This window comes from Algoriphagus aestuariicola (assembly GCF_017254835.1).
In the GTDB taxonomy this organism is placed as follows: domain Bacteria; phylum Bacteroidota; class Bacteroidia; order Cytophagales; family Cyclobacteriaceae; genus Algoriphagus; species Algoriphagus aestuariicola.
Genome location: NZ_JAFKCW010000002.1, coordinates 1,023,288 through 1,046,736, shown reverse-complemented (window position 1 = coordinate 1,046,736; position 23,449 = coordinate 1,023,288). Strand labels below are relative to the sequence as shown.

Below are 23,449 nucleotides of genomic sequence, written 5' to 3'. Positions count from 1 at the left end.
TTCTTTCAACTGCCTCGGTTACTGTTTGTTCTCGCTCCGAAGTCCGAAATTGAAAGGGAGTGTTCACTAAACTGTGTCTATCGAAAATAGTGGAATCCACCGAAAAGGAAGATTTTGGGCTTTCATGTCCAATACTTAATTCGTCAATACTTCCTCCTTCGAGCTCCCCTCCATTTGCCATTCCCTTTACTCTGGGGTATCTTTGTGTCGAATCAAAAATCCGTAAGCAGTGGCAAATAAAAACGTCAAAGTAGGGATGGTCCAGCTCAGTTGCTCTGGGAATGTGGCCGAAAACATGGACAAAACCATCGCCGGCATCCGCAAGGCTGCTGAAAAAGGTGCCCAAGTCGTTGTCCTTCAGGAGCTCTTCCGATCGCTGTATTTTTGTGATGTGGAAGACTACGAAAACTTCAAGCTGGCTGAGGCGATTCCTGGCCCGTCTACCGACACTCTTGGGGCTTTGGCCAAAGAACTTGGCGTGGTGATCGTGGCTTCACTTTTTGAAAAGCGGGCAGAGGGTCTTTACCACAACACCACCGCCGTGCTCGATGCGGACGGTACCTACTTAGGCAAATACAGAAAGATGCATATTCCGGATGATCCGGGTTATTTTGAGAAATTTTACTTCACCCCGGGAGACTTGGGTTACAAAGTGTTCCCTACCAAATTCGGCAAGATCGGCGTACTGATCTGCTGGGATCAGTGGTATCCGGAGGCTGCGCGTATTACGGCTTTGAAAGGTGCCGATTTCTTGGTGTATCCTACCGCCATCGGGTGGGCAGGGATTCAAGATGAAGCTACCAATGATGAGCAATATGGCGCTTGGCAGACGATCCAACGATCCCACGCGGTGGCCAACGGCATCCCTGTAGTATCTGTAAACCGAACCGGAGTGGAAGGGGAGATGCAGTTTTGGGGCGGCTCTTTTGTAGCGAATGCCTTCGGCCGAGTGACCTATAAGGCGCCCCATTTGGAAGAGGAAATCCACGTAGAGGAGTTGGACTTGACCGGTTCGGATAGGTACAGAACCCACTGGCCATTCTTGAGAGATAGAAGAATTGATTCCTATAGCCCGATCACCAAGCGTTTTCTTGACGAAGAATAGGCTATGAGAGATATTTTTGAACTGGCCCGCAGCGGAGCTGCGACTCCAGCCGAACTGGGCTACTATTTTCCCGCCGAGTTTGCTCCGCAAGAATCCATGTGGCTTAGCTGGCCGCACAAGGAGGAGTCTTGGCCAGGGAAAATAGACACCATCTTTGCTCCTTATGCCCAGTTTGTCAAAGAAGTGGCCAAGGGACAGAAAGTCAACATCAATGTGGCTGATGAAGAGATGAAAGCCTTTGCTTTGGGTCATCTTCAAGCTGCTGGTGTGGACCTTGCAAAGGTGAAGTTTCACTTTTTTCCGACCAACGATGCTTGGTGTAGAGACCATGGACCTGCGTTTCTGATCAATCCAAATGCGGAATACAAGAAAGCCCTCGTTAAATGGGAGTACAATGCCTGGGGTGAAAAATACCCGCCACACAACTTAGACAACCTGATTCCTTTGCACATCGCGGCTGAGTTGGCGATACCATGCTTCAGACCAGGAATCGTGATGGAGGGAGGTTCGGTGGAGTTCAATGGCAAGGGTACGCTACTTACTTCGACCGCCTGTCTGCTGAACAAGAATAGAAACCCGCAATTGAGCCAAACCCAGATTGAAAAATACCTATGCGACTACTATGGCGTAGAGCATGTTCTTTGGGTTGGGGACGGCATTGTTGGTGACGATACTGACGGACACATTGACGACATCACGCGCTTTGTCAATGAGGATACCGTGGTGACCGTTGTTGAGGAAAACAAGGCCGACGAAAACCATGAGATCTTAGACGAAAATCTGAAGCTGTTGAAGAGGATGCGCCTTGAAAACGGCAAGCAGCTGAACATCGTGGAGTTGCCTATGCCCAGTCCGGTCATTTGGGAAGAACAACGACTTCCGGCATCTTACGCGAATTTCTACATTGGAAACGAGGTGGTAGTGGTGCCCACTTTCCATGACAAAAATGACCAAAAAGCGCTTGATATTTTGACGGATTGTTTCCCTGGCAGAAAGGTCGTTGGAATCGATTCTACCGATATCATTTGGGGTTTGGGTTCTTTCCATTGCCTGAGCCAGCAGGAACCAGCGGTTTAGCACGCATTGATCAGTAGGGTTTTTCCAATAGCTTTAATTGGTATTTCGAAGAGGCTGTGTCAAAAGGCCTGATTGTGGAAGCTTGAGCACTGGCGCTGCGGGAGTAGCGTAAATCAAAGGCCATTTACAGTGAATTCAGCCGCATTTCGACTTCGCTCAATGTGACAAACATCAGTTATGAGACAGCTTCTTGTTGTTTTGTAAAGTTTAGAAATGGCTTTTTGATTCTCAATTAGATTCCCGCATTGGCTTCCTTGACTCTACCAAACTCCTTGACTTTTCAGAATAAATGATCACTACACCTTATTTACTTAAGTTTTTTCATCCATCTTTCTCAAAGTATTTTGCGAAATGTTGGGATATTAGGTGGAGAATTCTTTTTAGCCTGATCTTTTCATCTAGCCATTGAGACAATGGGAATTCAATCTTTTAGAAGATTAAGTCTTGCGTTTCTTCTACTTGTTTTTTTGTCGGTAGTTTCCACCGAGGTGCATGCTCAGCTCGGGCACAATTCCCAGGAGGTTTGGCCAGGACTAGAAGTGTTTTACAGGCTAAATCAGCGTTCCAGATTCCTGGCGACCTTGTCTGGTACCAAATTGGACAAGACCGACTATGCGGATGGGGGACTTGGTTTTTTTTACGACCATTTTACTTTTCCTCCCAAGTTTGCTCAGAAGCTTTTAACCCACCGAAACGACAGCTTGCCGGGAAAATACCTTTGGCTTAGGATGGGCTACCAGTTTACCAATTCCTCCAAGCAAGCGGAAAACGAGTTAAGCAACCATACCATAGTGACGGAAGTCAATAGCAGAACCTACCTCCCTGGCAATTTTTTGGGCACATTGAGAAATCGCATGGATTGGCAGTTTATCAATGGAGAATTCCAAGCGAGGTATAGGCCAAGGATCATCTTTGAGCGAGATTTCAGGACAGAATATCTCTTTTTTACTTTCAGGTCTTTTGGAGAATACTTCGCCTATTTCGGAAGTCCGGAACTCAATCGTTTTCGCGTACAGTTTGGGGCCGAGATCAAAGTCGCACGGAATCTGGATTATGAAATCTATTGGAACCATCAATTCAAATACGATCAAGATCCGGAGGAAGTGGATGCTTTTGGGATGAATCTGAAATTCTATTTTACGAGGGGCACCAAAGCGATCTACTGGGACAAGATCTTCCCCAACAAAAGTGGGAACTAGTCATCCAATTACGGACAGCTACCGCGTATGCTTATTGCCTGATCACCCGTCCGTCTTCCATTTCGATGATGCGGTCAGTGCCTTCGGCAAATTCCGGGTCATGGGTGACAATCAGCATAGTTTGCCCGAAGTCGGCAGCCAATTCCTTGAACTTGTTGTACACGATATCCGAGTTTTTCTTGTCGAGGTTTCCCGTGGGTTCATCTCCCATAATCAGGAGTGGATCATTGATCAAGGCTCTGGCGATTGCCACGCGTTGCTTTTGTCCCCCGGAGAGTTGATTGGCCTTTTTCTTGGCGTGGTCCTGCATGTCAAAGATGCGCAGCTTTTCGATAGCTCGGTGTTCCAGCTCTTCTCTGGCATATTTTCCCAGCTTGAGCCCGGGGATCATCACATTTTCCAAGACCGAAAACTCGTTGAGCAGGTAATGGAACTGGAAGACAAAGCCGATTTTTTCATTTCTGAGTTTGGAGAGGTAGTCAGAGGATTTGCCGGAAATCAACTCCCCATCGAGGCTAAGCTCTCCTCTATAGTCCGTGTCCATCGTGGAGAGGATGTAGAGTAAAGTGGATTTTCCGCACCCTGACTTGCCGACCACCGAGACAAATTCACCCCTTTTGATTGTGAATGACACTTTTTTCAATACCTGCGTTTCCGTGGGATTGTAGAAAAACTTGTCGATGTTTTTTGCTTCCAATACAGGAGTTTCGAATGCGTTCATTTTCCTCGGATGATTTCTACGGGATCTACGCCGCTCGCTTTTCGGGCTGGGAAAAATCCGGCAAAATAGGTCGTGATCAAGCTGAAGGTGCCTCCGATCAAGTAGTATTTGGGATTGTAGTCCACAGGGAAGGTTTTGATCGTGGGTAAGGCTTCAGTCTCAAAGGGAATCTGGTCGATGCCCAATCCTGCCAAAAAACCAAACAACAGCCCCAGTGCCCCGCCTACAAATCCGATTGTGAGTGCGATCGTGATGAAAATCCGGTTGACGTCTCTGCTGTCAAAGCCGATAGCCTTGAGAATGGCTATGGTGTCAAGCTTCTCATAGATCATCATATTTAGAATGTTGTAGATACCAAAGCCGGACACCACCAGCAAGGTGATACCGACCGCGTAGCTGATCATGGTTCGAATATTGGTCCCTGTCTCAAACTGGGCATTCACAGTTTGGATGTCGTCTGCGTCGATCTGGAAAATACCGGCCAGCTCTTTGGCCATCGGAGGCGCCAGGCTGAGATCATGAAGCTTCACCTGGATGTCCGTGACATAGGATGCGGGCTCGCCGAGCATCTTTTGTACGGTTGTTAGGGAGGCGTAGCTGTTGACATTGTCGAAATCTCCCAAGCCGGATTGGTAATAGCCGACGACCTTGAGTTGAACCCGATTGCCTTGTGCTGTCGTCACCTGGACCACGTCTCCGATGTCCGCCAGCATGCGGTCTGCAGCTCCTTTCCCCAAAATAATCGTATTGGTTTGGTTCAGTTCAGCATAGTCTCCAGCAGTTACATAATCTGAAAATGAAAACAGTTCGGCCTCTTTTTCGACTTCAATTCCATTGACAATACCGGTGAGGTCTATGGTGCCGACGTTAAAAAAGACCTGTGCGGAAATTTTCGGACTGATTCCCAAAACCCTCGAGTCCCGCTCCAGCGTACGCATGATGGATTCGCTATTGTAGATGGCCAAGCGGCTGGTGCTTGGCTTGATGGAGCGGATGATGTTGAGGGAATTCTCAAACTTTTCGCTTTGGTCTATGGGTTGGTTGGGATTGGGACGGATCTCATTGTAAAAACGGATATGGGGAGTTCTGTTGATGACCAAACCGTCAAGCATGGAGTTGAGCCCGTTCATGAAGCCGAGCAAGGCTACAAACATGGTGATGCTGAAAAGCACGCCTGTGGCAGCAATCACCGTCTGCTTTCTCCTTGCGAGCATCAAGGCCTTAGCTATCTCTATGATCAGCGTCCATTTCATCTGGAAATCATTGTTTTTTCGATAGCCATATGGATTCTCGCATTTCGGATGGGTTTCCTTAGTGCCAAATTTTTGATGCTCGATTTCATCGCTCAGGCTGGATTAATTGGGTCTGCTCATCCACTCCCTCGAGAATTTCGGCGAATTGGAAGTTTTTCAAACCCACTTTGACGGGGAGCGTATCCCCGTCCTCGGTGATTACACTGTTTTCCATCCAGAGGTAATTTCTTGGAATCACCAGAGCTGCAGGGCTTTCTTTGGTAACGATATTGGCCTCCAAAGTTAGGTTAGGAAAAAGCTTCGGAGGATTCTTGGAGAAAACGGCTTCTACCGTGAAGCTCTTTGACCGTGGATCCATGATCGGATAAATGCGGGTCACCTTTGCCTCAAAGACCTGCTCCTTGAAACTGTCCATCGTTACCAAGACCAATTGCCCCAGTTCTACTTTGGAAATGTCGTATTCGTCTACCTGCAACTCCAGTAAGAAGTAGACTGCGCTGCCGATGACGGCGAGAGGCGTTTGGGGGCTTACCATTTCTCCCTTTTCCTTCAAGATGGAAAAAACCACCCCGTCGATCTTGCTTCGTAGGGTATAGTCGCTTTCCACGACCCTGGATATGGCGAGGTTTTTTGAGGCGCTTTTGGAATTGAACTCAATCTCCCGCTGCAGATCCCGATGCCGTAGCAAGTAGGACTCATAGGCGGTTTTGGAGTTTTGATAGGCCAGCTGCCGCTGCTCCAGCTCCACGGCGCTGCCGATGTTTTGGCCCCAAAGGCTTTTCTGGCGGCTCAGCAAGAGGGAGTCGTTGATCATCTTGCTCTTTGCCAAATCTGTGGCTAACTCTAAATCTCTTAGTTTGGATTGGTTGGCTTGCTGGTCCGCAAAGGCCTGCGAGAGTTGGGCGTTTTCCCTGCTGAGCGCTTCCCGTTCGCTGAAAACCTGGAGAATGGGAGACCCTGCCTTGACCGTATCACCCTCCTCCACGAAGATTTCCTGGATGGGACCACTGGCCGAAGTAAAAGCCTCGTATTGGTCTTTGGCTTTGACGATGCCAAAGGCGTAGACGGACTCAGTCAATGCCTGTCTTTTGGGTGTGATGATGTTTGATTCAGGATTTCCGCAGGAGCTGACCAGCAATACGGCCATCAGAAGGGCTTTGATCGACTGGATTTTGGGAGAAAATGCACTTTTTTCACTCATGTCGAGGATAAAGGTGGGTGGGCAGTTGATTCGTTTCCAGGGTTTAAAATACTGAGAATTTTAACGCGCAGGACTTTTTCAAGGGTTTTTGAAATCTAGTCCCTATCGATTGCCATTGAGGCGATCAGCGGTATCATTCCCCCGATCTCGCGCTTATTCCACGGCTTGATAGACCATTTGGCGAAACTTGTTTTCGTAGTGGCTGCTGAACGGGTTGACTTGGGTCATAAAGACCGCCACCATCTCTTCTTCTGGGTCGATGAAAAAATAGGTGCAATACGCTCCGCTCCAATAGAAGGTGCCTTCAGAGCTCAGTGCCTTGGAGTCCGCTAGGTCGTCGACGACAGCAAAGCCAAGCCCAAATCCTTTGCCTGGCTCCCGAAATAGGTCTCCGCTTTGATTGATCCGCATGATGTCTACCGTCTTGGAACTCAGATATCGTCTGCCATCCAGCTCACCGCCGTTGAGCATCATCCTGGCAAAACGTGAGTAATCCTCTGCCGTCGAGAAAAGGCCGTGTGTACCACCAAAAACCGTGTTTCCCGAGGTGGGCGTCTGGCGTTCGGATTTGACCAAGGTACCGTTGTCGTCGTAATTGTGGAGTTGCACCATCCGTTTTGTTTGCTCCTCGCTGAGATTGTATCCGGTGTCTTTCATGCCCAAGGGGCCGAAAAGACGCGTTTTCAGGAATTCGTCTGGGCTCATTCCCGTAAACACCTCGATGAGCCTCGCGAGGATGTCTGGCGAGGCTGAGTAGTTCCACTTTTCTCCCGGGTGGCTGGCCAAAGGCTGCGCGGCGAGCGCTTTTACCCGCTCCTCTATGGTCTGAGGATTGGACATGTAAATCGCCTCGCGAACCTCCTCATCCAGTTTGGTGGGGCCGATGCCATGCAGGAAGCCCGCCGTGTGGCTCAAAACTTGGGCTATGGTGATTTGTGATTTGGCGGGTTCCAATCCGGAGGAACTTCCGACCTCGGGATCTTTGACCACCTTCATCTCTTTAAATTCGGGAAGGTATTTGGAGATGGGGTCGTTCAAGAAGAAATAGCCCTCCTCATAGAGCATCATGAAAGCCGTACTGACGATGGGTTTGGTCATGGACTGGATAAAGAAAATCTGATCCGCGCGTATCGCCGTCTTTGACGCAAAGTCGCTGTAGCCGAGTGCTGACTCGTGGGCTTTTCCGCCGTTTTTGTAGATCAGTGTGACCACTCCTGGAAGCCGCCCCTCGTCAATTTCTTTCTGAAAATAAGCATCATAGCGGGCGAGCCGCTCTGGGGACAAGCTGCTTTGCGCCACTGCTGATACGGAGACCAACACACAAAAAAGGAGGGAAGCGAATATACTCGAGAGTTTAGCCATCGGATTTTGGGTTTTTGTCAAGTTAGGATTTCTGTTTGATATTCAGGGCGGTGTAGACTAGTGAGAATGATTGCTATTTTTCGTGCAGAAACCTGAAGCTGTTGCCCTTTACGCGCAATTCATCCATGCCATTTTTGCCCGGTGCAAATTCCAGTTCGATCACCGCCGTCTTTCGCGGCGCGACGGTAGAGTCGGAAGCATGGGTATGGAGGACGTATTGGAGCTTTCCCTTTCCGTCCACGAAGTAGTCCCCGTGTCCAGTTCCGTTGTTTTTTGCATCGCCTCGGTCAAAGATGGGATTGGAATCGCTTTTGGTCCAGGGGCCAAGGGGGCTTTTGGCCACTGCGTAGCCGACCGCATAGTCTGGGTTTCTGAAGTCGTTTGCCGAATAGATGAAATAGTACCATCCCCTATGCTTGATGATCGAGGGTCCTTCGGATACGGTCCATTCTGATCCTGCGGTATTTTCCCAATCTTCCTCTGCGTGAAAGCAATAGGTCAGGGTCTCCTCCTTGATTCCGGAAAAATCGTCTTTCAGTTCTGCTACATAGAGTCGGTTTCCCTCCGTCAGCCTAACATGGTATAGGTACTTTTTGCCATCGGAGTCTAGGAATACGTAGGGATCAATCTGTTTTCCCGGAGCTGGGAGGGGAGACTTTTTTTCTTGGGTAAAAGGCCCCAGTGGGCTGTCCGACACGGCAATCGCGATCTGCTCGTCGGCGGTATAGGCCATGTAAAACTTAGCTCCGAAAGCAAAAACCTGCGGAGCCCAGAAGCCTTTGCTGCCAAAAGCATCACCTTTTTTCAGCGCGAATCCGTCGTTTTTGGCGGACTTTTTCCAGACCTCCATGTCTTTTGAAGTATAGACTTCGAAGCCCTTGTTGGAGTCTCGGCCGTCCGTTCCGTAGAGGTAATAGACTGAATCATGGTGGAAAATCGATGGGTCAGCCAGTCGGATGACGTCTTGGTTGGGAGGCGGGGCGAAAAGAAAGCGCAGCAGAAAAAGGGCGGTAAAAAGATGCTGGTAAATCACGATTGGGGAAATAGGTTTATTGGTTTGAAATCAGGGTGTAGGGTGGAAAGTCATTCTCGGTTCATCCTTTCGAGTTCTTTTTCCAGCCGGTCGATATTCTCTTCATTTTTGTCCAGGACATATTTTTTGAGTTTGGCGCATTCCTCTTCAGTTTCAAAAAGCTGCTTGAAGGTGACTCGCGTTTGCTCGGGTCCGAGCTCGTCAAAAGTCGCCAAGACTTGAAATAGAGGTTTGGAGTGGCGCTTCCAAGCGATAAGACTCGGCTTTTCGATTTGGATAAATTCGCATCGGTTTTCAAAATTCCCCTGAGTTGGGGCGTGCATGGTGAAGTTCCACTTGCCTCCAACCTGAAAGTCAAACTCGTGGAAGGTGTTGGTGAAGCCAGCCGGTCCCCACCAGTTTTTCAAATGCTCGGGTTCTGACCAGGCGCGGTAGACGAGTCCTTGAGTATAAGGAATTACTCTCGTACAGACTATTTCGGAATCTGGTGTGGTTTGGAGGATTTCGCTGGTCATGGCTGGACTATTTGAGAACTTAAAATAGCGGTTTTTTGAAGGAAAGTAACCTTTTGGATTGAACGGCTATCTCTTTTGCCTATTTTGGGTTACCAACTTAAAACCGTATGCAGCACTTCGAATCGTCCTATTCCACTCATGATGGCAAAAAGCTATTTTTGCAGGCTTGGCTGCCTGAAAAGGCTAGAGCGAGCATGCTGTTGGTACACGGATTGGGCGAGCACAGCGGGAGGTATGCGGATTTTGCCGGAAAATTGGTCGAGGCCGAAATAGCCGTTTTCACCTTCGACGGTCGGGGGCATGGAAATTCGGAAAGCAAACAGCCAACCGCTTTTTATGAGTCAGCTGAAGACTATCTGACAGATATCGAAATGCTTTTTGGGAAAGCCAAGAATTACCTGGCAGGGATTCCGGCGTTTATTTACGGCCATAGTATGGGCGGCGGACTGGTGGCAGCTTTTGTCCTCAAAAGAAAGCCGGATGCTGCCGGAGTGATCCTGAGCAGCCCGGCGATAAAGGAGGCTGATGGTACTTCCAAATTGCTGATCGCGGTTTCGGATTTGGTGAGTAGATATCTGCCCAAGCTCAAAGCTTTAAAATTGGATATCACTGGAATTTCTAGGGTTCCTGAGGAGGTTGAAAAGTACAAGGCTGATCCCTTGATCTATCAAGAAAGCATCCCGGCCCGAACTGGAACTGAACTTTATCGTCAGATGAAATACATTCAGAGCCATGCGGCTGAGTTTAGACTGCCTTTACTGATTCTCCATGGAGATGCAGATCGTCTGACCAATCCCAAGGGCTCTCAGCTGCTTTTTGAACAAGCGTCTTCCAAAGACAAGACCTTGGAGATTTTTCCGGGCGGATATCACGAACTGATTCGGGACTTGGAAGCCGAAAGGTATCGAACGCTTATTTTGGATTGGCTAGAAAAGAGGATTTGACGCTCAGTGACCGCGGATGCTCGGTTTAGGCCGATGCCCTATTTTTTGTTGTCCATATTGCCATTCCCTCTTACCTTTAAAAGCTGGAGTTTCCCTCCGGCTAGCAAATCCGATTTTAGATTTATTTTCCATGAGTAAAAAGTCTCTTGGGCTTCTATTGTCAGCCCTTTTGTTTTCTTTCGGCCTTCTCGCCCAAAACACGCTTCACCCAACCTCACAAGCTTACGAATACCCCACCGAGCCAGAAGTCTTGGAAAAACTCGAACAGTGGAGGGATCAGAAGTTTGGAATCCTGATCCACTGGGGAATCTATGCTGTGCCTGGAATAGTCGAGTCTTGGAGCATCAACAATGAGGACTGGATTCGCCGAAAGGACACCACCCAAAGCTACACCGACTATAAGAAGTGGTACTTTGGCTTAAAAGACCAATTCAATCCGCAGGGCTTCAATCCTGAGCAGTGGGCCGACGCAGCTGCAAAAGCTGGGATGAAATACGTGGTGTTTACCACCAAGCATCACGATGGCTTCAACATGTTTGACACGCAGTTCACCGACTATAAAATCACTGAAGGACCGTTTAAAAACCACCCCAAAGCCGACGTTGCGAAGTATGTTTTTGATGCCTTTAGAGCTAAAGACATGATGATTGGCGCCTATTACTCCAAGCCGGATTGGCATTCACAATATTTCTGGTGGGACTATTATGCGACTCCAGATCGCAATGTGAACTATGATATCCGCAAGAATCCTTGGAGGTGGAATCAGTTTAAGGAATTTACCTACAATCAGATCAATGAGATAACTACCCGCTATGGCGGTATCGACATACTCTGGCTGGATGGGGGATGGGTAAGGCCCCGCTCGACTGTCAACGAGGAAGTGCTGAGCTGGGGAGCGCCGATACCCGACTTTGATCAGGAAATCAACATGCCGAGGATCGCCGAGATGGCAAGAAAAAACCAAGAAGGTATCCTGATCGTCGACCGCACCGTCCATGGTCCCTTTGAAAACTACCGCACGCCGGAGCAAGGAATACCTGCAACAATGTCGGCCGACCCCTGGGAGAGTTGCATCACCCTTGGCGGTGCTTGGGGCTATGTGCCAAATGACAAATTCAAGCCTTCCCGAAAGGTGATTCAACTGTTGGTAGAAATTGTCGCCAAAGGTGGTAACCTGCTTTTGGGGGTGGGGCCGACTGCGGACGGTCAGTTTTTGCCTGAACAAATTGCTAGACTGGAAGAAATTGGAAAGTGGCTGGAAGTAAATGGTGAAGGGATATATAATACCCGAGCGATTGAGAACTTCAAGGACGGAAAGGTCTATTTCACCCAAGGAAAGCAAAAAGAAATGTATGCGATTTTGCCTTTGGAAGAAGGTGAAAAGCTGGGTGAAACCATTTCCTGGACAGTAAATGCACCGTCAAAGGGAGCAAAGATTCAAGTTTTGGGAGAAAAAGGAACTCTTAAATGGAAGACTGAATCAGGAAAAACAGTCGTCACTTTGCCAAAAAGTCTACAGCAGAAACTGAGCAATTCTCCAGCGATTGTCCTGAAATACAACTAGAATTTAACGTTTCTGAAGTCAATAAGCCGATTGGGATCTCAATCGGCTTTTCGATTTTTTGGATGTCCGGAGAGGAAAATGAGGTGGGCTGGGCCTGATTTGACTCGGTCTGTCTTCCACTCGTAAGATTCGGAATTGGACACGTTTTGAATCAAGCCTTGCAATTCTTCCACTGAATAAGTTCTCAACGCAGACACGATACCATCCCACCAAGTAAACAAGGGGACCAGCGGGAGAGGATAGGTAAAAACAAGTCTTCCCCAAGAAAATGGGCGAATCAGCGGAGTAGTGAAAAGTACGGTAAGTGGAGAGAAAAACATGGCCAAAATGCTGAGAACCGATCGGTCTTGCCCCTCCGCGATGAAGATCGCCTGCTTGGAATCCACTGCGTTTTGAAGGATCCGGACCGCATCCTCCGGCCCGAAATGGTGAAAGGAGAGAAACATGGTTCGGACTCCTTTGAGTTTCTTGGGGACATTTCTCGCATCCACGGGTTCGGGGATAGCCTTGAAATTACGGGCTTGGCTTTGCGTAAACTGGAAAGCTTTGTGGTTGGGATAGAGGTCAGTAAGGACAATCTTAACCTCAGGGTTGATTTTCTGGAGGTCTTCATTGAGGGAGAGTAGTCCTCCGCCTCCACCCGAACCTAGATCGATGAGTTGGTTGGATCCTGTAGTTTTCAGAAGGTAGTTCAGTTCAGGCACCAAGGGCGAAAACATTCTCGTTTTATTGGTCAAAAACTGGAGGAAGTCGGTCATGTAGTCCCTGATCCTCGCTGGAAACCAAGCCTGGTCTTCCCATTCAAAGAATTGAATCCTTCCCATTTTTTGAGCTGATTTTGGGTTTTGCCTCTGCCTTTCCGACCGTCCTTTCGCCAAATTAGGAAATTAAACGATCATCTCATTGTCAGCTAGTTAGATGTCTTAATGGGGTCAGCTTTTTCATCAAAAGGAATTTTAACAAAAACTGAAATCCAGGGTCCTCTATTTAATATATCTCCTAGAAAGGATACCCTATGGCGAAGTTGAAAATCAGGTTTTCTCGCCGCCAGGTCTTGCTGCCAATGTCAAAGCTATTACCCCAACGATCCCCCTCCGGGAGGTACGGTACGCGGACGGGGGTGGCCAGGTCAAAGCGGATCACGAAATACTGGATGTCAATCCTGAGTCCCACTCCGGTGCCTACAGCGAGTTCTTTCCACCAGCTGGAACTGAACTTGCCTCCTGGAAGGGCTTCGTTTTCGTTTTGCAGCCAAATATTGCCCGCGTCCATGAATAGCGCTCCCTTCAGGAAGGACACGATGGGGAAGCGGTATTCGATGTTTCCTTCCATTCGGATATCCCCGGTTTGGTCAAAGTAGGAATTGTTGTCACTAACCGGAGGGCGGTAGGTTCCCGGGCCGATTGACCGGATACGAAAGGCCCGGACGCTGTGAGGCCCACCCGAGAAAAACTGCTTGGAGTAGGGGAGTGAGAGGCTTCGGTTAAACGGAAGGCCCCAGCCGGCATAGAGGCGTGTGGCGATGGTTTGCTCCCTGGAGAGATTGAGGTGATATCTTAGATCGAGATCCAGCTTCCCGTATTGGGCATATTCCAGTCCGAGGATCTTGCCGTCACTTTCCCCGAAGATGTTTTCCAGCCCATTGGCCAAATTGCCGGCAAAGTCCAACCCAATGCCCAGGAAGTAGCCATGGGTGCGATAGCGGTCGTTGAGCTTGTTGTAGTTGAAGACATAATTGATGCCTAGGATGAAGTTTTGCTCGAAGCTTTTCCTAAGGAAGGGGTTGCTGTCGAGGATCTCTTCAAACTCTGGAGTGGTGTAGGTAAGATTGACCAGGTTGATATTGATCGGAGTAAATTCATGGAAGGCGTATCGGTTGGCATTCCAGAGGTAGCCGAAACTCGTAAAGAATGAATTGAGTCGATAAAGGCCTCCGCGGGCGAGGTATTCGGTCCCCACACTGATTTTGGTCTTGGGTACCGAGTAGCTAAACCGCTCCCGAATTGGCACGAAAAAGATGATGCGCGGAAAGATCAAGTCACCCTGCAAGCCCAGTTCCAAGGAGTGTAGCTTGTCCTGGTTGCCGGAGGCTACCTGAAATTCATACCCAGCCCTGGCGGTGATGTTGATCATTTCCCCGCCCTTGAAGAGGTTTCGGTTGCGATAGGCTAATCCCAGGGTTGGCCCGGCAAAGGAGTTGGACTTAGACACCCCGAGGAGCTCTGCCCGCAGGGATCGCTTGGTCATCGGCGAGAGGTGAAACTCGGCACTGAGATGGCCGGTGGAGTCGAAGATCTTCAGGTCTTCATACCGTAGGTTGACAAATTTGTAGTTGCCGATGTTGCTGAGCCGATTGCTGCTCAAGCGGGATTTTTGGGGATCGTAGCGCTCCTCGGTACCGATGAGGATGTATTGGTCCAGAAGATCCTCCTTGAAGGTGGTGCCCTCCTGGATGTAAAACTTCTCGTTGTAGACGACGGTGTCTGCCTCGGTCTCGTCCTCCTCGATGGAGTAGTTGGGAAAGACCTTGATGCTGTCTATCACATAGGGGACTTTGCCGGACTGCGGGACGGCGTTTTTCATCCGCAGGTAGAGTCGGAAGTTTCGAAGGGAGTCGGTGTCGTTGGTGTCGGCCTCGAAGATGAGGTAGTCGGCGTTAAAGTTGTAGTAGCCTTTTAGCTTCACCAGGGAGTCGATGCGGGAGCGTTCCTGCTTCAGCCGGTCTAGGTCGAAACGGTCACCTTTTTTGAGCTTGGGTTTTTCCTGCGAAAGGACGATCTCCCGACTGATCAGCGAGGAATCTCGCTCGATGATTAGCGTGTCCATGCGGTAGGGTTCGCCAACTTCCGCCATATAGCTAACGTTGGCAAACTTGTTTTTTCGGAAAACCTCCGATGCCGCTGCCCCATAGAAAAAGCCGCGGTTTTCCAGACGGTTGAGGATCAGTTCCTCGGTGCGGGAAGTGTTGACCTGCTTGAAATAAACGGGTTCTTCTCCCCATTTTTTGTTGATAAACCGGGGGACAAAGCCTGCCGAATCCCCACGGGTTTTATAGTGTGCCCAAAGCCCGACGTACATCCCGAGGAATTTCCCATTGGGCTCAGGCCTGAGCAGGCCTTCCAGCTCCTCGTTCAGCTTCTTTTTGCCATCCACCTTGCCGCTGTAATTGACTATCAGCTCCGCGCCGGTGTAGAGAAACTCATCCTCAGGAATGTATTTTTTTACGCTGCATCCCAACAGGACCAGCATCAGCAGTACTGCCGTCGCCACGCTATTGGTCAGGATCTTCATTGTCTTTCTGTTCTTGTTCTTTGGCGGTTTTTTTGCGATTTCGCTTTTCTTTTTTGGTCAGCGCTTCCTCTTCTTCCTCCTTGACGGGAGGCCTCCAGAGCTCGGAAAACTCATTGAACTCCCGATTAAGTATCAATCCTATCCCGGTGACGAAGAGCTGTCCGTCGATGATGGACTCGAATTGGTTTTTGCGGAAGACCCGTATCCTCCATCGCCCGTCCTCGGTGAGGAGATATTCGAAGCTGATATTGGCCAAGAGGGCGTTGGCTTCCTGTTCTTGGCTTTGGGAAGAATTCCCTTCCAATCCCACTTGGCTCCCCACTTCCACGATGAGGCGGTCGTCAAATAGCCGCTGCTGGGCGTTGATATTGAGGTCTGTTCGGTTTTGGGCGGAGCCGCTTTGGTAGTCCTGGTAGCTGTCCACATCAAAGCCCACCGAAAATCCGCTTTCCTCCCCGAAGATCTTGCTGGAGAGGGCGTTCATCTGGCTGGATAGGAGCTGGCTGGCGCTGTTGCGCGCGATGGCTTCGGCGCCGCCGCTGGATCCATCGCTCCCCGTGGATGGGAAGAAGCGGTCCAAAACCAGCAGGGAAAATACCTGCTTGTTCAGCTCGTCCTCCTGTCCATTGACCTGCAACACTCGGGAGTAAACATTTCCCCCAAAAGCCCCTCGCTCGCTCTCTGGCATGTCCAAGGCAAAGGTAATTTCCGGTTTGAGTAGGTCGCCTTTTACATTGAGATAGACCAGGAAACTCAGCCGCTGTTGATACTGGCTGATGATCTCGCTGTCGGAGCCGGATAGCTGGGCGGACATCAGGTCGGCGGCGCTGGTTTCCACCGCGTAGATCGCACGGAGGTCCAGAGTGGCATCCATGGGATCCCCGTTCCAGGTGATGCGGCTGCCGGGGTTGATGTCGAATTTTTTGCTGATCAGATTGTACAGCGACATCTCATAAAAGCCTCCATTGACCTCGTAGGCTCCGGTCAGCGTAACACGCCCGTTGGGGTTGATGTCCATCTGCAGCTCCGAATCCCCCGCAATGGTGAGGTTGTCGCCGGTGGAGGGGTCGATCACGACTTTGAAGCTTGCCTCAGGGTCAACCGCAAGTGCGGCGTGGATCTCATATCCGGCAAAGGAGCTCGTGGTCTCATCCAGAGGACGCGTCAGAATATCGTTGGGGTCGGATCGGTTGACAAAATTGACCACGCCTTCACGTTCGACGAGGTCTAGCTCGGACTCGGGGATGATCACAGTCAGGTCGGTGTTGTCGCGGATGCGAAGCCTTGCTCGCACGACCGGCAGCGCCAGATCACCTTGGACGCTGACATCGGCGTCGAGGGAGGCTTTGCCAAAGACCAGTTCGTTTTCATCGTTGGTTGAGTTGATCGCCATGAAGTTTTCGGCATCCAGCTGCAGATCAAATGAGGGGTTGGTAAAGCTCTCCGTGAAGACCGTTCCATTTACCGCAAAGGTGTTGCCTTCTTCGTCACGGATGGTAAACTCGTCAAAATAGACACCCTCATTGTCGATGCGGAGGATTTCGTCCGACAGGACGTAAGTAGTGCTCAGCTGGGTCGGAATGATAGAGGCCTCGCTAAAACGGAATTCCCCCTCGTACACTGGATCGACGGTGGTCCCTTCGACCTTCACTTTGCCGCTGAGATATCCCTTTCCATCGGTTAGTTCGCCTTGGGATAGGGAGGCTATTTTTTGCATATCTATCCGATTTAGGTCCAGATCCAGAGCGATGTTTGCCCCAGCTTCATCGGCGACGAAACTTCCATTCAGACCCAAATCCACTCCTTGGTCCTTTAATGTTAAGGCAAGGATGTAGTTGCCAAGACTTTTTGCGGTAGCCTCGAGAGCTAGATTGCCGAGCGGAGTATCCATTACCACAAGGCTGTCCACGTTGATTTTGCCCATGAGCCCGGTCGCCCCAAAGGGATTTTCCACGACCAATTCCCCCTGCAATGCCCCTCCGGCAAGCGTGTCGCTCGGATTCAGCATCCCGGTCAGGGTTTCCAATCGGAAGTTGCTGAATTCTGTGGCGATATTCTTTTCGGAAAAGCCGGGGACGTCGTTTTCGATGCGCAGGCTTTGGTTTTGGTTATTCAGTTCAAAATCCTCGAATCGAAGTTCACCTGTAGCGTAGTTCATGCGGTTGGTCGTGGGGATATCCCAGGATTCGCCATTTAGCGTGAGATCCTCGGGGGAAATGCGGATCTGGGTAGAGTCACCGGTGATGCCGATTTCGAAGGGGATGTGCGCTAGCACGTCTTCCCCCCGATGGGTCACGAAGTCAAGGAGCAGGATGGAATTGTCCAACACTCCCGTGAGCTGAGTCTTTTGCATCGCTATTGGCCCCGTCGTCAAATTTTGGAATCCAAGCTCGAGGTCTAGTTCCTTTCCCGTACCGTTGATCCGGGCATGGAGACTATCAATCTCGGTGCCGGCATAGTTCACATAGGGGAAGTCAATCGCAGCCACAAGGGAATCGGTCGCTTGGACAAAATCAACTTTGACCCGGGCGCTGTCAAAGCCCTCCAATCCGGATACCAGCACATTGGTGAGGATGGGATCGGAGCTGATTTGCAAGTCAACATTCATCCGAAGCGAATCGCCCTGATAGTTTCGCTGTGCGGTGGAGTCCAGATAGTGGGTAAAGAGATCTGCCAGCGCGGTCTGCAGTTGACTGGTCGAGGAGTTTGAGCGGAGATAACCGTTGATGATCTTGCTGGAAATGTCCACACTGGTGGTGTCGGGCCTCAAGTGCGCCGCAAGATCAAGGAGGCCTGTTTGGTAATTTCTGTCTTTGAAAAATATATTGCCCTCGCTCAGATGCACACCCAGGTCGAAAGCCTCCGGATTGCCTTCAAAGTTTGCTTGCAGCAGGAGCTTGGCGCGGCTGTTTTCGGCAGTCAAGCCCAGCTCCCGAAAATCCGCTCCCTCCAAGTTGAGGCTGAGATCTATCTTGGAGCTGGCGGAATCCAGATCCAGCTGTGTCAAAAGGTCAAAGTCTAAAAACTCTTTCTTGATCCACATCCGTAGGTCCCCGGCCCCATCCACGAGTTTCCCTTCCAAATTGAGCCCACTGTAGTCCACTCCATAGAGCTGGAGCCTTTCGAAAGAGGAACTCAGCTCGGCGTCCATGGAATAAACGTCTGTTCCAGAGCCGACTGCTTTAATCCGAAAGCTTGCCGTGTCCAGCTCGGGCATGTTGAGAAGAGTTGCCAGCTGAAGCTCCTGCACGGTCAGGTCTGCGTCAAAAGCCAGGGTCTGTCGGTTTTGGTAATTTCCCGCCAAGTTGATGTTTCCTAGACTGGTCTCCAGATCCACCTTGGCCACCATGTCGTCCAAACTTCCTCTCACGTCGGATTGCAAGTTCAGCTCCTCGGGCAGCTGTATGCCCAGGGCCTGCTCATCGACAAAACGACGGATATCCGAGCGGGTAGACCGCCCGCTGATCGAGGGGAGATCGATTCGAAGCCGCTCCATGTCCATCGGCTCTCGGATACTTCCGCTCATACGGAGCCTTGTCTCCGACCAGGCCAATCCCAGGTCTTGAATACGAATGTTTTCCAAGGTTCCATCTACTTCGGCATCCAGCATCAAAGGCGCTTTGGCGATCTCCCGAACGAGCGTGTCTTGGCTTAGGGTGGGAGAGAAAAAATAGGCGTCCCTCACGTCCAAGCGGGTGTCTTCCACTTGGAGTTCGATTTTGCTTTGCTCAGGCCTGTTCACCAAATCAGCTATGGATGCATAGTCCACGCTTGCATTTCCAGCCAGATAGGAGCGGTTGGTTTCCACTACCAGGTCGCTGATCTGTGTGGAGCGACCATCCAAGTCCAGCTCAAACTGAAACTTAGCCAGCTCAAATCCGCTGCCCTCTGTGAAGTGAAATTCGCGGAGGTTTGCAGTGGCTTTTTCGTCTTCCAGTGTGATGTCTTTTGCGTCAAACTTCAGTCCGAAGATGCTGATTGCCTCGGGGTTGAATTCGCCCGTCCGGGCCTCTATATCTGCCGATTTATATTGGATGTCAGTAGCGTCAACGCTAAGCTGGTCGGCCTGTACCACCCAGTCCGGCCAAACAAAAGCCACGGTATCCGCACTGCTTTCATCACCCGATTCAGCTTTCTCCGAAAAATCCGAATAGCTGAGGCTGCTGCCCTTCAGTTCTGCTTTGGCCAGATGGATGACCTGATCCCAGAGATTTGCTTCGGGAAGCTCGACAATAAACAATCCTATTTTCGCTTCTGCCGCCATGCGGTCGGGCTCGCTTTGATAGTCTAGGGCGATGTTGGACAGGAGCAACTCGTCCAGCCTCAAGCTGGGCATGGGGGACTCGCTTTCTTCCTCCTCCGAAGGAGGAAAGGGCTTGGTCTGGAGATACCTCCCACTGGTGTTTTTCAGGGCGACCAAATCTATCCCAAAGTTGAAGTTTTCCAGGTCGATGTCCGAAACAGCCACTTCGAGCGAACCGAGAATAAGCGCTGCGTCTATGCCCATTACCTCGTCTTTGTATATCAAATCCACTTCCCGCAAGCTCGCAGGAGCGATGGAGAGGGAAAGGGGACTGGTGGCCGCTGTGTCTGCAGGACTGGCCTGTGCAGTATCGGAGGCGAAAGCTTCCATGAGAAAATCAAAATTGAATTTGCCACTGGAGTCCGGTCTGCTTACGCGTGCGGTCAGCCCTTCCCAGTCTAGCCGGGTGACGTGGATAGCCCCGGTGCTCAGGAGAGGCATAATGGCTACGCCAGCTTCAAGTTTTCGCGAGTAGAGCAGCGTGTCCCGCTGAAGGTCTTCGAGATAGAATTCTTCCAGAAACACATTGCCGGAGAAGGTGACAAAGAGACGGCCGATTCGAATTTCAGTACCGGTCTTTTCCTTGACAAATGAGACCGCTTTTCCTACAATCACCTCTTGTCCCCATGGGCTTCGGACAAAAAGGATCCCGGCGATCAAGATCACCAAAACGACTCCGAGGATGATCCCCAAAATCTTGAAAATCTTAAAAAGAAGCTTCTTGGTCGTAATAGCTTAAATAATTTACAGGTAATCACTGAACGCAACTTTCTACAGAAAAAACGAGCATTGACTGTAGAATCTTGTCCACAGACCATAGGCAACCGACCTTACTGTAGATTGCCGACCACGGAATACAGCGAGTTCTCTTGCTCTGGTTTTTGGACGTAGGCTACCTTGGGTCGCGCGTGCCGCCGATTTCAAAGTTATACCGGAAAACCGCGACTATCATCAAATCAATAAGCAAGCCACGATGGACCCATTCGTAAAATAGTCGAAAAATGCCGAAAGTAACGGTTTATCTACTCCACGCCGACAAGGGGGAACTCCGTGATTCGAAGCATGGTGCAACCATAGGGAACCAGCATGATTTTCTTTTTGCGTTGCTCCAGTTCTTTTGCTGAAATCTTTGGGGAAAGTCCATTTGGAAGTTGAGGGGCACCTTTCACCAGTTTCCACTCAGGAATTTGGACTCCCTCCATTTGCAGTTCTATGGGTACGTTTTCCAGATTCCAGGGATAGCGGCCATCCCATTCTTTCTCTATCACTTCAACAGTTTTTGCCATGTCCCTGAGGTCGGCCGGGTTCAGCGCAAAATTCCAATCGCTTGTCGGAAACACCTCTGTGAAGGCCCTGAATCGGTCGTTTCTATCCTTGACTCTTTCCTCACTTTCGATTTTCAAACTGTAGACCAAGGGTCCCCGCTCGATACTGACCATGCCCTGATACCAGGTCGATGAGCTGAGCGCCATGGGTAGCCTAAGCTTGACTTCATCGCCGCTTTTCCATTCCCTGTCGATGATCGCGATTCTGTTTTGGATTTCGGGCGATTGCTTTTCTCCATTCACCAAAATTTCGAAATCCTTGGCCCAAGCGGGAATCCGCAGATGAAAGGGAAAACGGGCTGATTCCGAGAGCTCCATTTCAAAGTTCACTTCCTCCCTAAACGGGAATTGGGTCTTTTCGGTAAGCTTCAATTTCGCACCTTGACCTACCAAGATTTCCACTTCGCTTGGCGCATATTGGAAGGCGGCCACGCCTCCGTCAGCTGTGGCATAAAAGAGGTTTTGGACATACTTGGGCCAGCTTTGGTGCATGTTAGTGGTGCAGCAGGGATAGCCGGAGAGTGTGCCAAAGACAAAGTCTGTTCCGCCGTGGTTCTTTGTTTCGTAGGAAGTTTCCAGTCGGTCGGAAAGCTCTACTTGGTTGGCTGCCTGAAAGTATTGACGCGAAGTGAAATCATCCGAAGCCTGAGTCGGGAGGGCGTTGTAAGTGATCTTTTCCAAAAGGTCGGCAAAGTCCATGTCTCCGGTGATCTTGACCATCGTCTCCAAAGAATACATTTCCTCCGCGATCGAGCAGAATTCTATTCCCTGCACCGGATTGTTTCCATGCAGGGGTTCGTCACCTCCGTACATTCCCTGCACTTGGCCGTGGTAAGTCTGGAGGTCTTTTAGCGCTTTTTTTACTGCCGCAATGGCATCGCCATCACCGCTTTTTTGGTAGTATACGATGGGCTGTTTTAGTCCTTGGGCGACGTTCACGGTGTGGAGGCCGGGAAGTTTGGAGAGGGTGATCTTGGAGATTTCTGCCGAATCAAAAGGATAGGATTTGATCTGGTTGTAGAAGTGGACATTGTCGTTTTGCAGCCCATTTTCGGCATTGGTGTAGATCGCCTGCCAAGGGAAGGTCTGCTTTTGGATGAGCTCACCCAGTTCCAGAAGCTTTTCATCTCCGGTGATGTTGTACAGCCAATACACCACCAAGAGATTGTCGCCTGCGCGACGATTGGCCCAAAAGGAGAGATGGTCCAGAGGTTTTTTTGGAAGTTCTTCTAGCTGGTAATGAAAATATTGGGTCAAGGCCTCAATCACGCGTGGATCTTCTGTTGCCTGATAATATTGCTGAAGGACTTTCAGCATCACCATTTTGGGCCACCAGTCTTCACGAGGCCCCTTTTGGATTCCGGGCTCTGGTGTAGGGTCGGTTTCAAAGGGGATCGGGCCAAGGTATCCTGATTCCGCTTGGTTGTTGAGGGTCCAATCCACCCAAGTTTGGGCTTTGGCTTTGAGGGCTTCGTCATCGAGAATGTAGGCAAGTGGCAAAAGCCCATCGATCCAATAGGGGCCGCGTTCCCAGCCGTCCCCGTCACCTCCAAGCCAGCCGTTTCGGGCTCCGACCACTTCGGGATACACTTCGTCCAAGTGACCAGTCAGCCCAGTGGCCATGCGCTTGAGCTGCTCTTCGAGCCAACCTTTGGGTTTGATGCTGCCAATGGGAAGCTCTAGGTAGCTCGTCGGGACAAGAGGCGCGCGATTGGTCAGGTAATGCGCTGTAGCCTTGACTTCTTCTTTTGGCTGGGGAGAGCAGGCGAAGATCAGCGCTGAGACGGCAAACAAAACGAGTGATTTCTTCATGAATAGCGGGTCAGAGGGATGACTTCGAAAGCTTAAAATAGGGAATTGGATGCGAGGTGGCAATGGGATGCTTCGACAAGCTCAGCACAAGGGTAGGAAGTTTGGGAGTAGGAAGTCGGGATGCTTCGACAAGCTCAGCACAAGTGTGGGAGGTTGGATGAGCGATGTCGGGTGAGACGGAAGACGGAAGATATGCCCAAGCTGGAAATTGGGCGATTCAGGCGAGTTCCTATGAAGGGAGTATATTTTACCTTCAGAAGCTACACCTGTACCAAAATTAGGTGCCTGACTACCCTCGGAAGGTACAGCTGTACCAAAAAAGGCTCGACCTGTCACCAAAAAAGGTACAGCTGTTCCCAAAAAGGCTAAAACTGTCTGTAAAAAAGGTACAGCTGTCTCTAAAAAAGCTCGACGGGTACCCAAATAAGGTACAGCACTACCTTCGGAAGGTACAGCTGTACCAAAATAAGGTACCCAACTACCCTCAGAAGGTACAGCGGTAGCCAAATAAGGTACCCGATTACCCTCAGAAGGTACAGCGGTAGCCAAATAAGGTACCCGACTACCCTCAGAAGGTACAGCGGTAGCCAAAAAAGGTACCCAACTACCCTCGGAAGGTACAGCAGTAGCCAAAAAGGATACCCGACTACCTTCTGGAGGTATATGCCCTCCAAACTCTACCCTCCCTTTCTTCCCGCAAATCTCATTTTCATGAAAAAACATCCTTTCGTTTTCAGAAACTCT

General features: G+C 50.1%; 15 protein-coding genes. 5 read left to right on the top strand and 10 right to left on the bottom strand.

The genetic code is table 11. The annotated features are described in order from the left end of the window. Positions 1 to 256 precede the first annotated feature (256 nt). The 3 genes from J0A67_RS11620 (at position 257) to J0A67_RS11610 (ending at position 3,381) form a co-directional block, all read left to right on the top strand. A complete protein-coding gene (locus tag J0A67_RS11620; protein WP_206569702.1) occupies positions 257 to 1,105 on the top strand; it encodes a carbon-nitrogen hydrolase in 849 nt (282 codons plus the stop codon). Between the two features lie 3 nt (positions 1,106 to 1,108). After that, on the top strand, positions 1,109 to 2,182 hold the full coding sequence (locus J0A67_RS11615; protein ID WP_206569496.1) for an agmatine deiminase family protein: 1,074 nt from the start codon (positions 1,109 to 1,111) through the stop codon (positions 2,180 to 2,182). A 467-nt stretch (positions 2,183 to 2,649) separates the two neighbouring features. Then, positions 2,650 to 3,381, top strand: a complete 732-nt coding sequence (locus J0A67_RS11610) for a hypothetical protein (protein ID WP_206569495.1) — start codon at positions 2,650 to 2,652, stop codon at positions 3,379 to 3,381. Between the two features lie 31 nt (positions 3,382 to 3,412). On the opposite strand, the gene J0A67_RS11605 is transcribed toward J0A67_RS11610, so the two are convergent. The 6 genes from J0A67_RS11605 to J0A67_RS11580 all read right to left on the bottom strand — a co-directional run bounded on the left by J0A67_RS11605 (position 3,413) and on the right by J0A67_RS11580 (position 9,466). Beyond that, a complete protein-coding gene (locus tag J0A67_RS11605) occupies positions 3,413 to 4,102 on the bottom strand; it encodes an ABC transporter ATP-binding protein (protein WP_206569494.1) in 690 nt (229 codons plus the stop codon). Beyond that, positions 4,099 to 5,355: an ABC transporter permease gene (locus tag J0A67_RS11600; protein ID WP_206569493.1), complete on the bottom strand. Its 1,257-nt coding sequence runs from the start codon at positions 5,353 to 5,355 to the stop codon at positions 4,099 to 4,101. The genes J0A67_RS11605 and J0A67_RS11600 overlap by 4 nt, the downstream gene beginning before the upstream one ends. 85 nt (positions 5,356 to 5,440) lie before the next feature. After that, positions 5,441 to 6,556 carry an efflux RND transporter periplasmic adaptor subunit gene (locus J0A67_RS11595; RefSeq protein WP_241265150.1) on the bottom strand — a complete coding sequence of 372 codons (1,116 nt, stop codon included), beginning with the start codon at positions 6,554 to 6,556 and terminating at the stop codon, positions 5,441 to 5,443. A gap of 153 nt (positions 6,557 to 6,709) precedes the next feature. Then, the gene (locus J0A67_RS11590; protein ID WP_206569492.1) at positions 6,710 to 7,918 is read right to left on the bottom strand and encodes a serine hydrolase domain-containing protein; all 1,209 of its coding nucleotides are present in this window, start codon (positions 7,916 to 7,918) and stop codon (positions 6,710 to 6,712) included. A 73-nt stretch (positions 7,919 to 7,991) separates the two neighbouring features. Then, complete coding sequence (locus J0A67_RS11585) at positions 7,992 to 8,951, bottom strand: glycoside hydrolase family 43 protein (RefSeq protein WP_206569491.1); 960 nt, start codon at positions 8,949 to 8,951, stop codon at positions 7,992 to 7,994. A 50-nt stretch (positions 8,952 to 9,001) separates the two neighbouring features. After that, positions 9,002 to 9,466, bottom strand: coding sequence for an SRPBCC family protein (locus J0A67_RS11580; RefSeq protein ID WP_206569490.1), 465 nt, complete (start codon positions 9,464 to 9,466; stop codon positions 9,002 to 9,004). A gap of 107 nt (positions 9,467 to 9,573) precedes the next feature. On the opposite strand from J0A67_RS11580, the gene J0A67_RS11575 reads away from it, so the two are divergent. Continuing rightward, positions 9,574 to 10,410: an alpha/beta hydrolase gene (locus tag J0A67_RS11575; RefSeq protein WP_206569489.1), complete on the top strand. Its 837-nt coding sequence runs from the start codon at positions 9,574 to 9,576 to the stop codon at positions 10,408 to 10,410. A 130-nt stretch (positions 10,411 to 10,540) separates the two neighbouring features. Beyond that, positions 10,541 to 11,974 (top strand): alpha-L-fucosidase, encoded by a 1,434-nt coding sequence (locus J0A67_RS11570; protein WP_206569488.1) that lies wholly within the window; start codon positions 10,541 to 10,543, stop codon positions 11,972 to 11,974. 38 nt (positions 11,975 to 12,012) lie between these two features. Here J0A67_RS11570 and J0A67_RS11565 read toward each other — a convergent pair whose 3' ends face one another. The 4 genes from J0A67_RS11565 to J0A67_RS11550 form a co-directional block, all read right to left on the bottom strand. Then, positions 12,013 to 12,798: a hypothetical protein gene (locus J0A67_RS11565; RefSeq protein ID WP_206569487.1), complete on the bottom strand. Its 786-nt coding sequence runs from the start codon at positions 12,796 to 12,798 to the stop codon at positions 12,013 to 12,015. A 175-nt stretch (positions 12,799 to 12,973) separates the two neighbouring features. Further along, positions 12,974 to 15,265 carry a translocation and assembly module lipoprotein TamL gene (gene tamL / locus J0A67_RS11560; protein ID WP_206569486.1) on the bottom strand — a complete coding sequence of 764 codons (2,292 nt, stop codon included), beginning with the start codon at positions 15,263 to 15,265 and terminating at the stop codon, positions 12,974 to 12,976. Further along, positions 15,246 to 20,261 carry a translocation/assembly module TamB gene (locus tag J0A67_RS11555; RefSeq protein WP_241265149.1) on the bottom strand — a complete coding sequence of 1,672 codons (5,016 nt, stop codon included), beginning with the start codon at positions 20,259 to 20,261 and terminating at the stop codon, positions 15,246 to 15,248. The genes tamL and J0A67_RS11555 overlap by 20 nt, the downstream gene beginning before the upstream one ends. Before the next feature lie 329 nt (positions 20,262 to 20,590). Next, the gene (locus tag J0A67_RS11550; protein WP_206569485.1) at positions 20,591 to 22,705 is read right to left on the bottom strand and encodes a beta-L-arabinofuranosidase domain-containing protein; all 2,115 of its coding nucleotides are present in this window, start codon (positions 22,703 to 22,705) and stop codon (positions 20,591 to 20,593) included. Positions 22,706 to 23,449: the final 744 nt, after the last annotated feature.

Excerpts from the sequence above, each read along its gene's own strand:
- J0A67_RS11590 (WP_206569492.1), bottom strand. The coding sequence starts at position 7,918 with ATGGCTAAACTCTCGAGTATATTCGCTTCCCTCCTTTTTTGTGTGTTG.
- J0A67_RS11575 (WP_206569489.1), top strand. The coding sequence starts at position 9,574 with ATGCAGCACTTCGAATCGTCCTATTCCACTCATGATGGCAAAAAGCTA.
- J0A67_RS11620 (WP_206569702.1), top strand. The coding sequence starts at position 257 with ATGGTCCAGCTCAGTTGCTCTGGGAATGTGGCCGAAAACATGGACAAA.
- J0A67_RS11565 (WP_206569487.1), bottom strand. The coding sequence starts at position 12,798 with ATGGGAAGGATTCAATTCTTTGAATGGGAAGACCAGGCTTGGTTTCCA.
- J0A67_RS11550 (WP_206569485.1), bottom strand. The coding sequence starts at position 22,705 with ATGAAGAAATCACTCGTTTTGTTTGCCGTCTCAGCGCTGATCTTCGCC.
- J0A67_RS11605 (WP_206569494.1), bottom strand. The coding sequence starts at position 4,102 with ATGAACGCATTCGAAACTCCTGTATTGGAAGCAAAAAACATCGACAAG.
- J0A67_RS11570 (WP_206569488.1), top strand. The coding sequence starts at position 10,541 with ATGAGTAAAAAGTCTCTTGGGCTTCTATTGTCAGCCCTTTTGTTTTCT.
- J0A67_RS11615 (WP_206569496.1), top strand. The coding sequence starts at position 1,109 with ATGAGAGATATTTTTGAACTGGCCCGCAGCGGAGCTGCGACTCCAGCC.
- J0A67_RS11600 (WP_206569493.1), bottom strand. The coding sequence starts at position 5,355 with ATGAAATGGACGCTGATCATAGAGATAGCTAAGGCCTTGATGCTCGCA.
- J0A67_RS11595 (WP_241265150.1), bottom strand. The coding sequence starts at position 6,556 with ATGAGTGAAAAAAGTGCATTTTCTCCCAAAATCCAGTCGATCAAAGCC.
- J0A67_RS11580 (WP_206569490.1), bottom strand. The coding sequence starts at position 9,466 with ATGACCAGCGAAATCCTCCAAACCACACCAGATTCCGAAATAGTCTGT.
- tamL (WP_206569486.1), bottom strand. The coding sequence starts at position 15,265 with ATGAAGATCCTGACCAATAGCGTGGCGACGGCAGTACTGCTGATGCTG.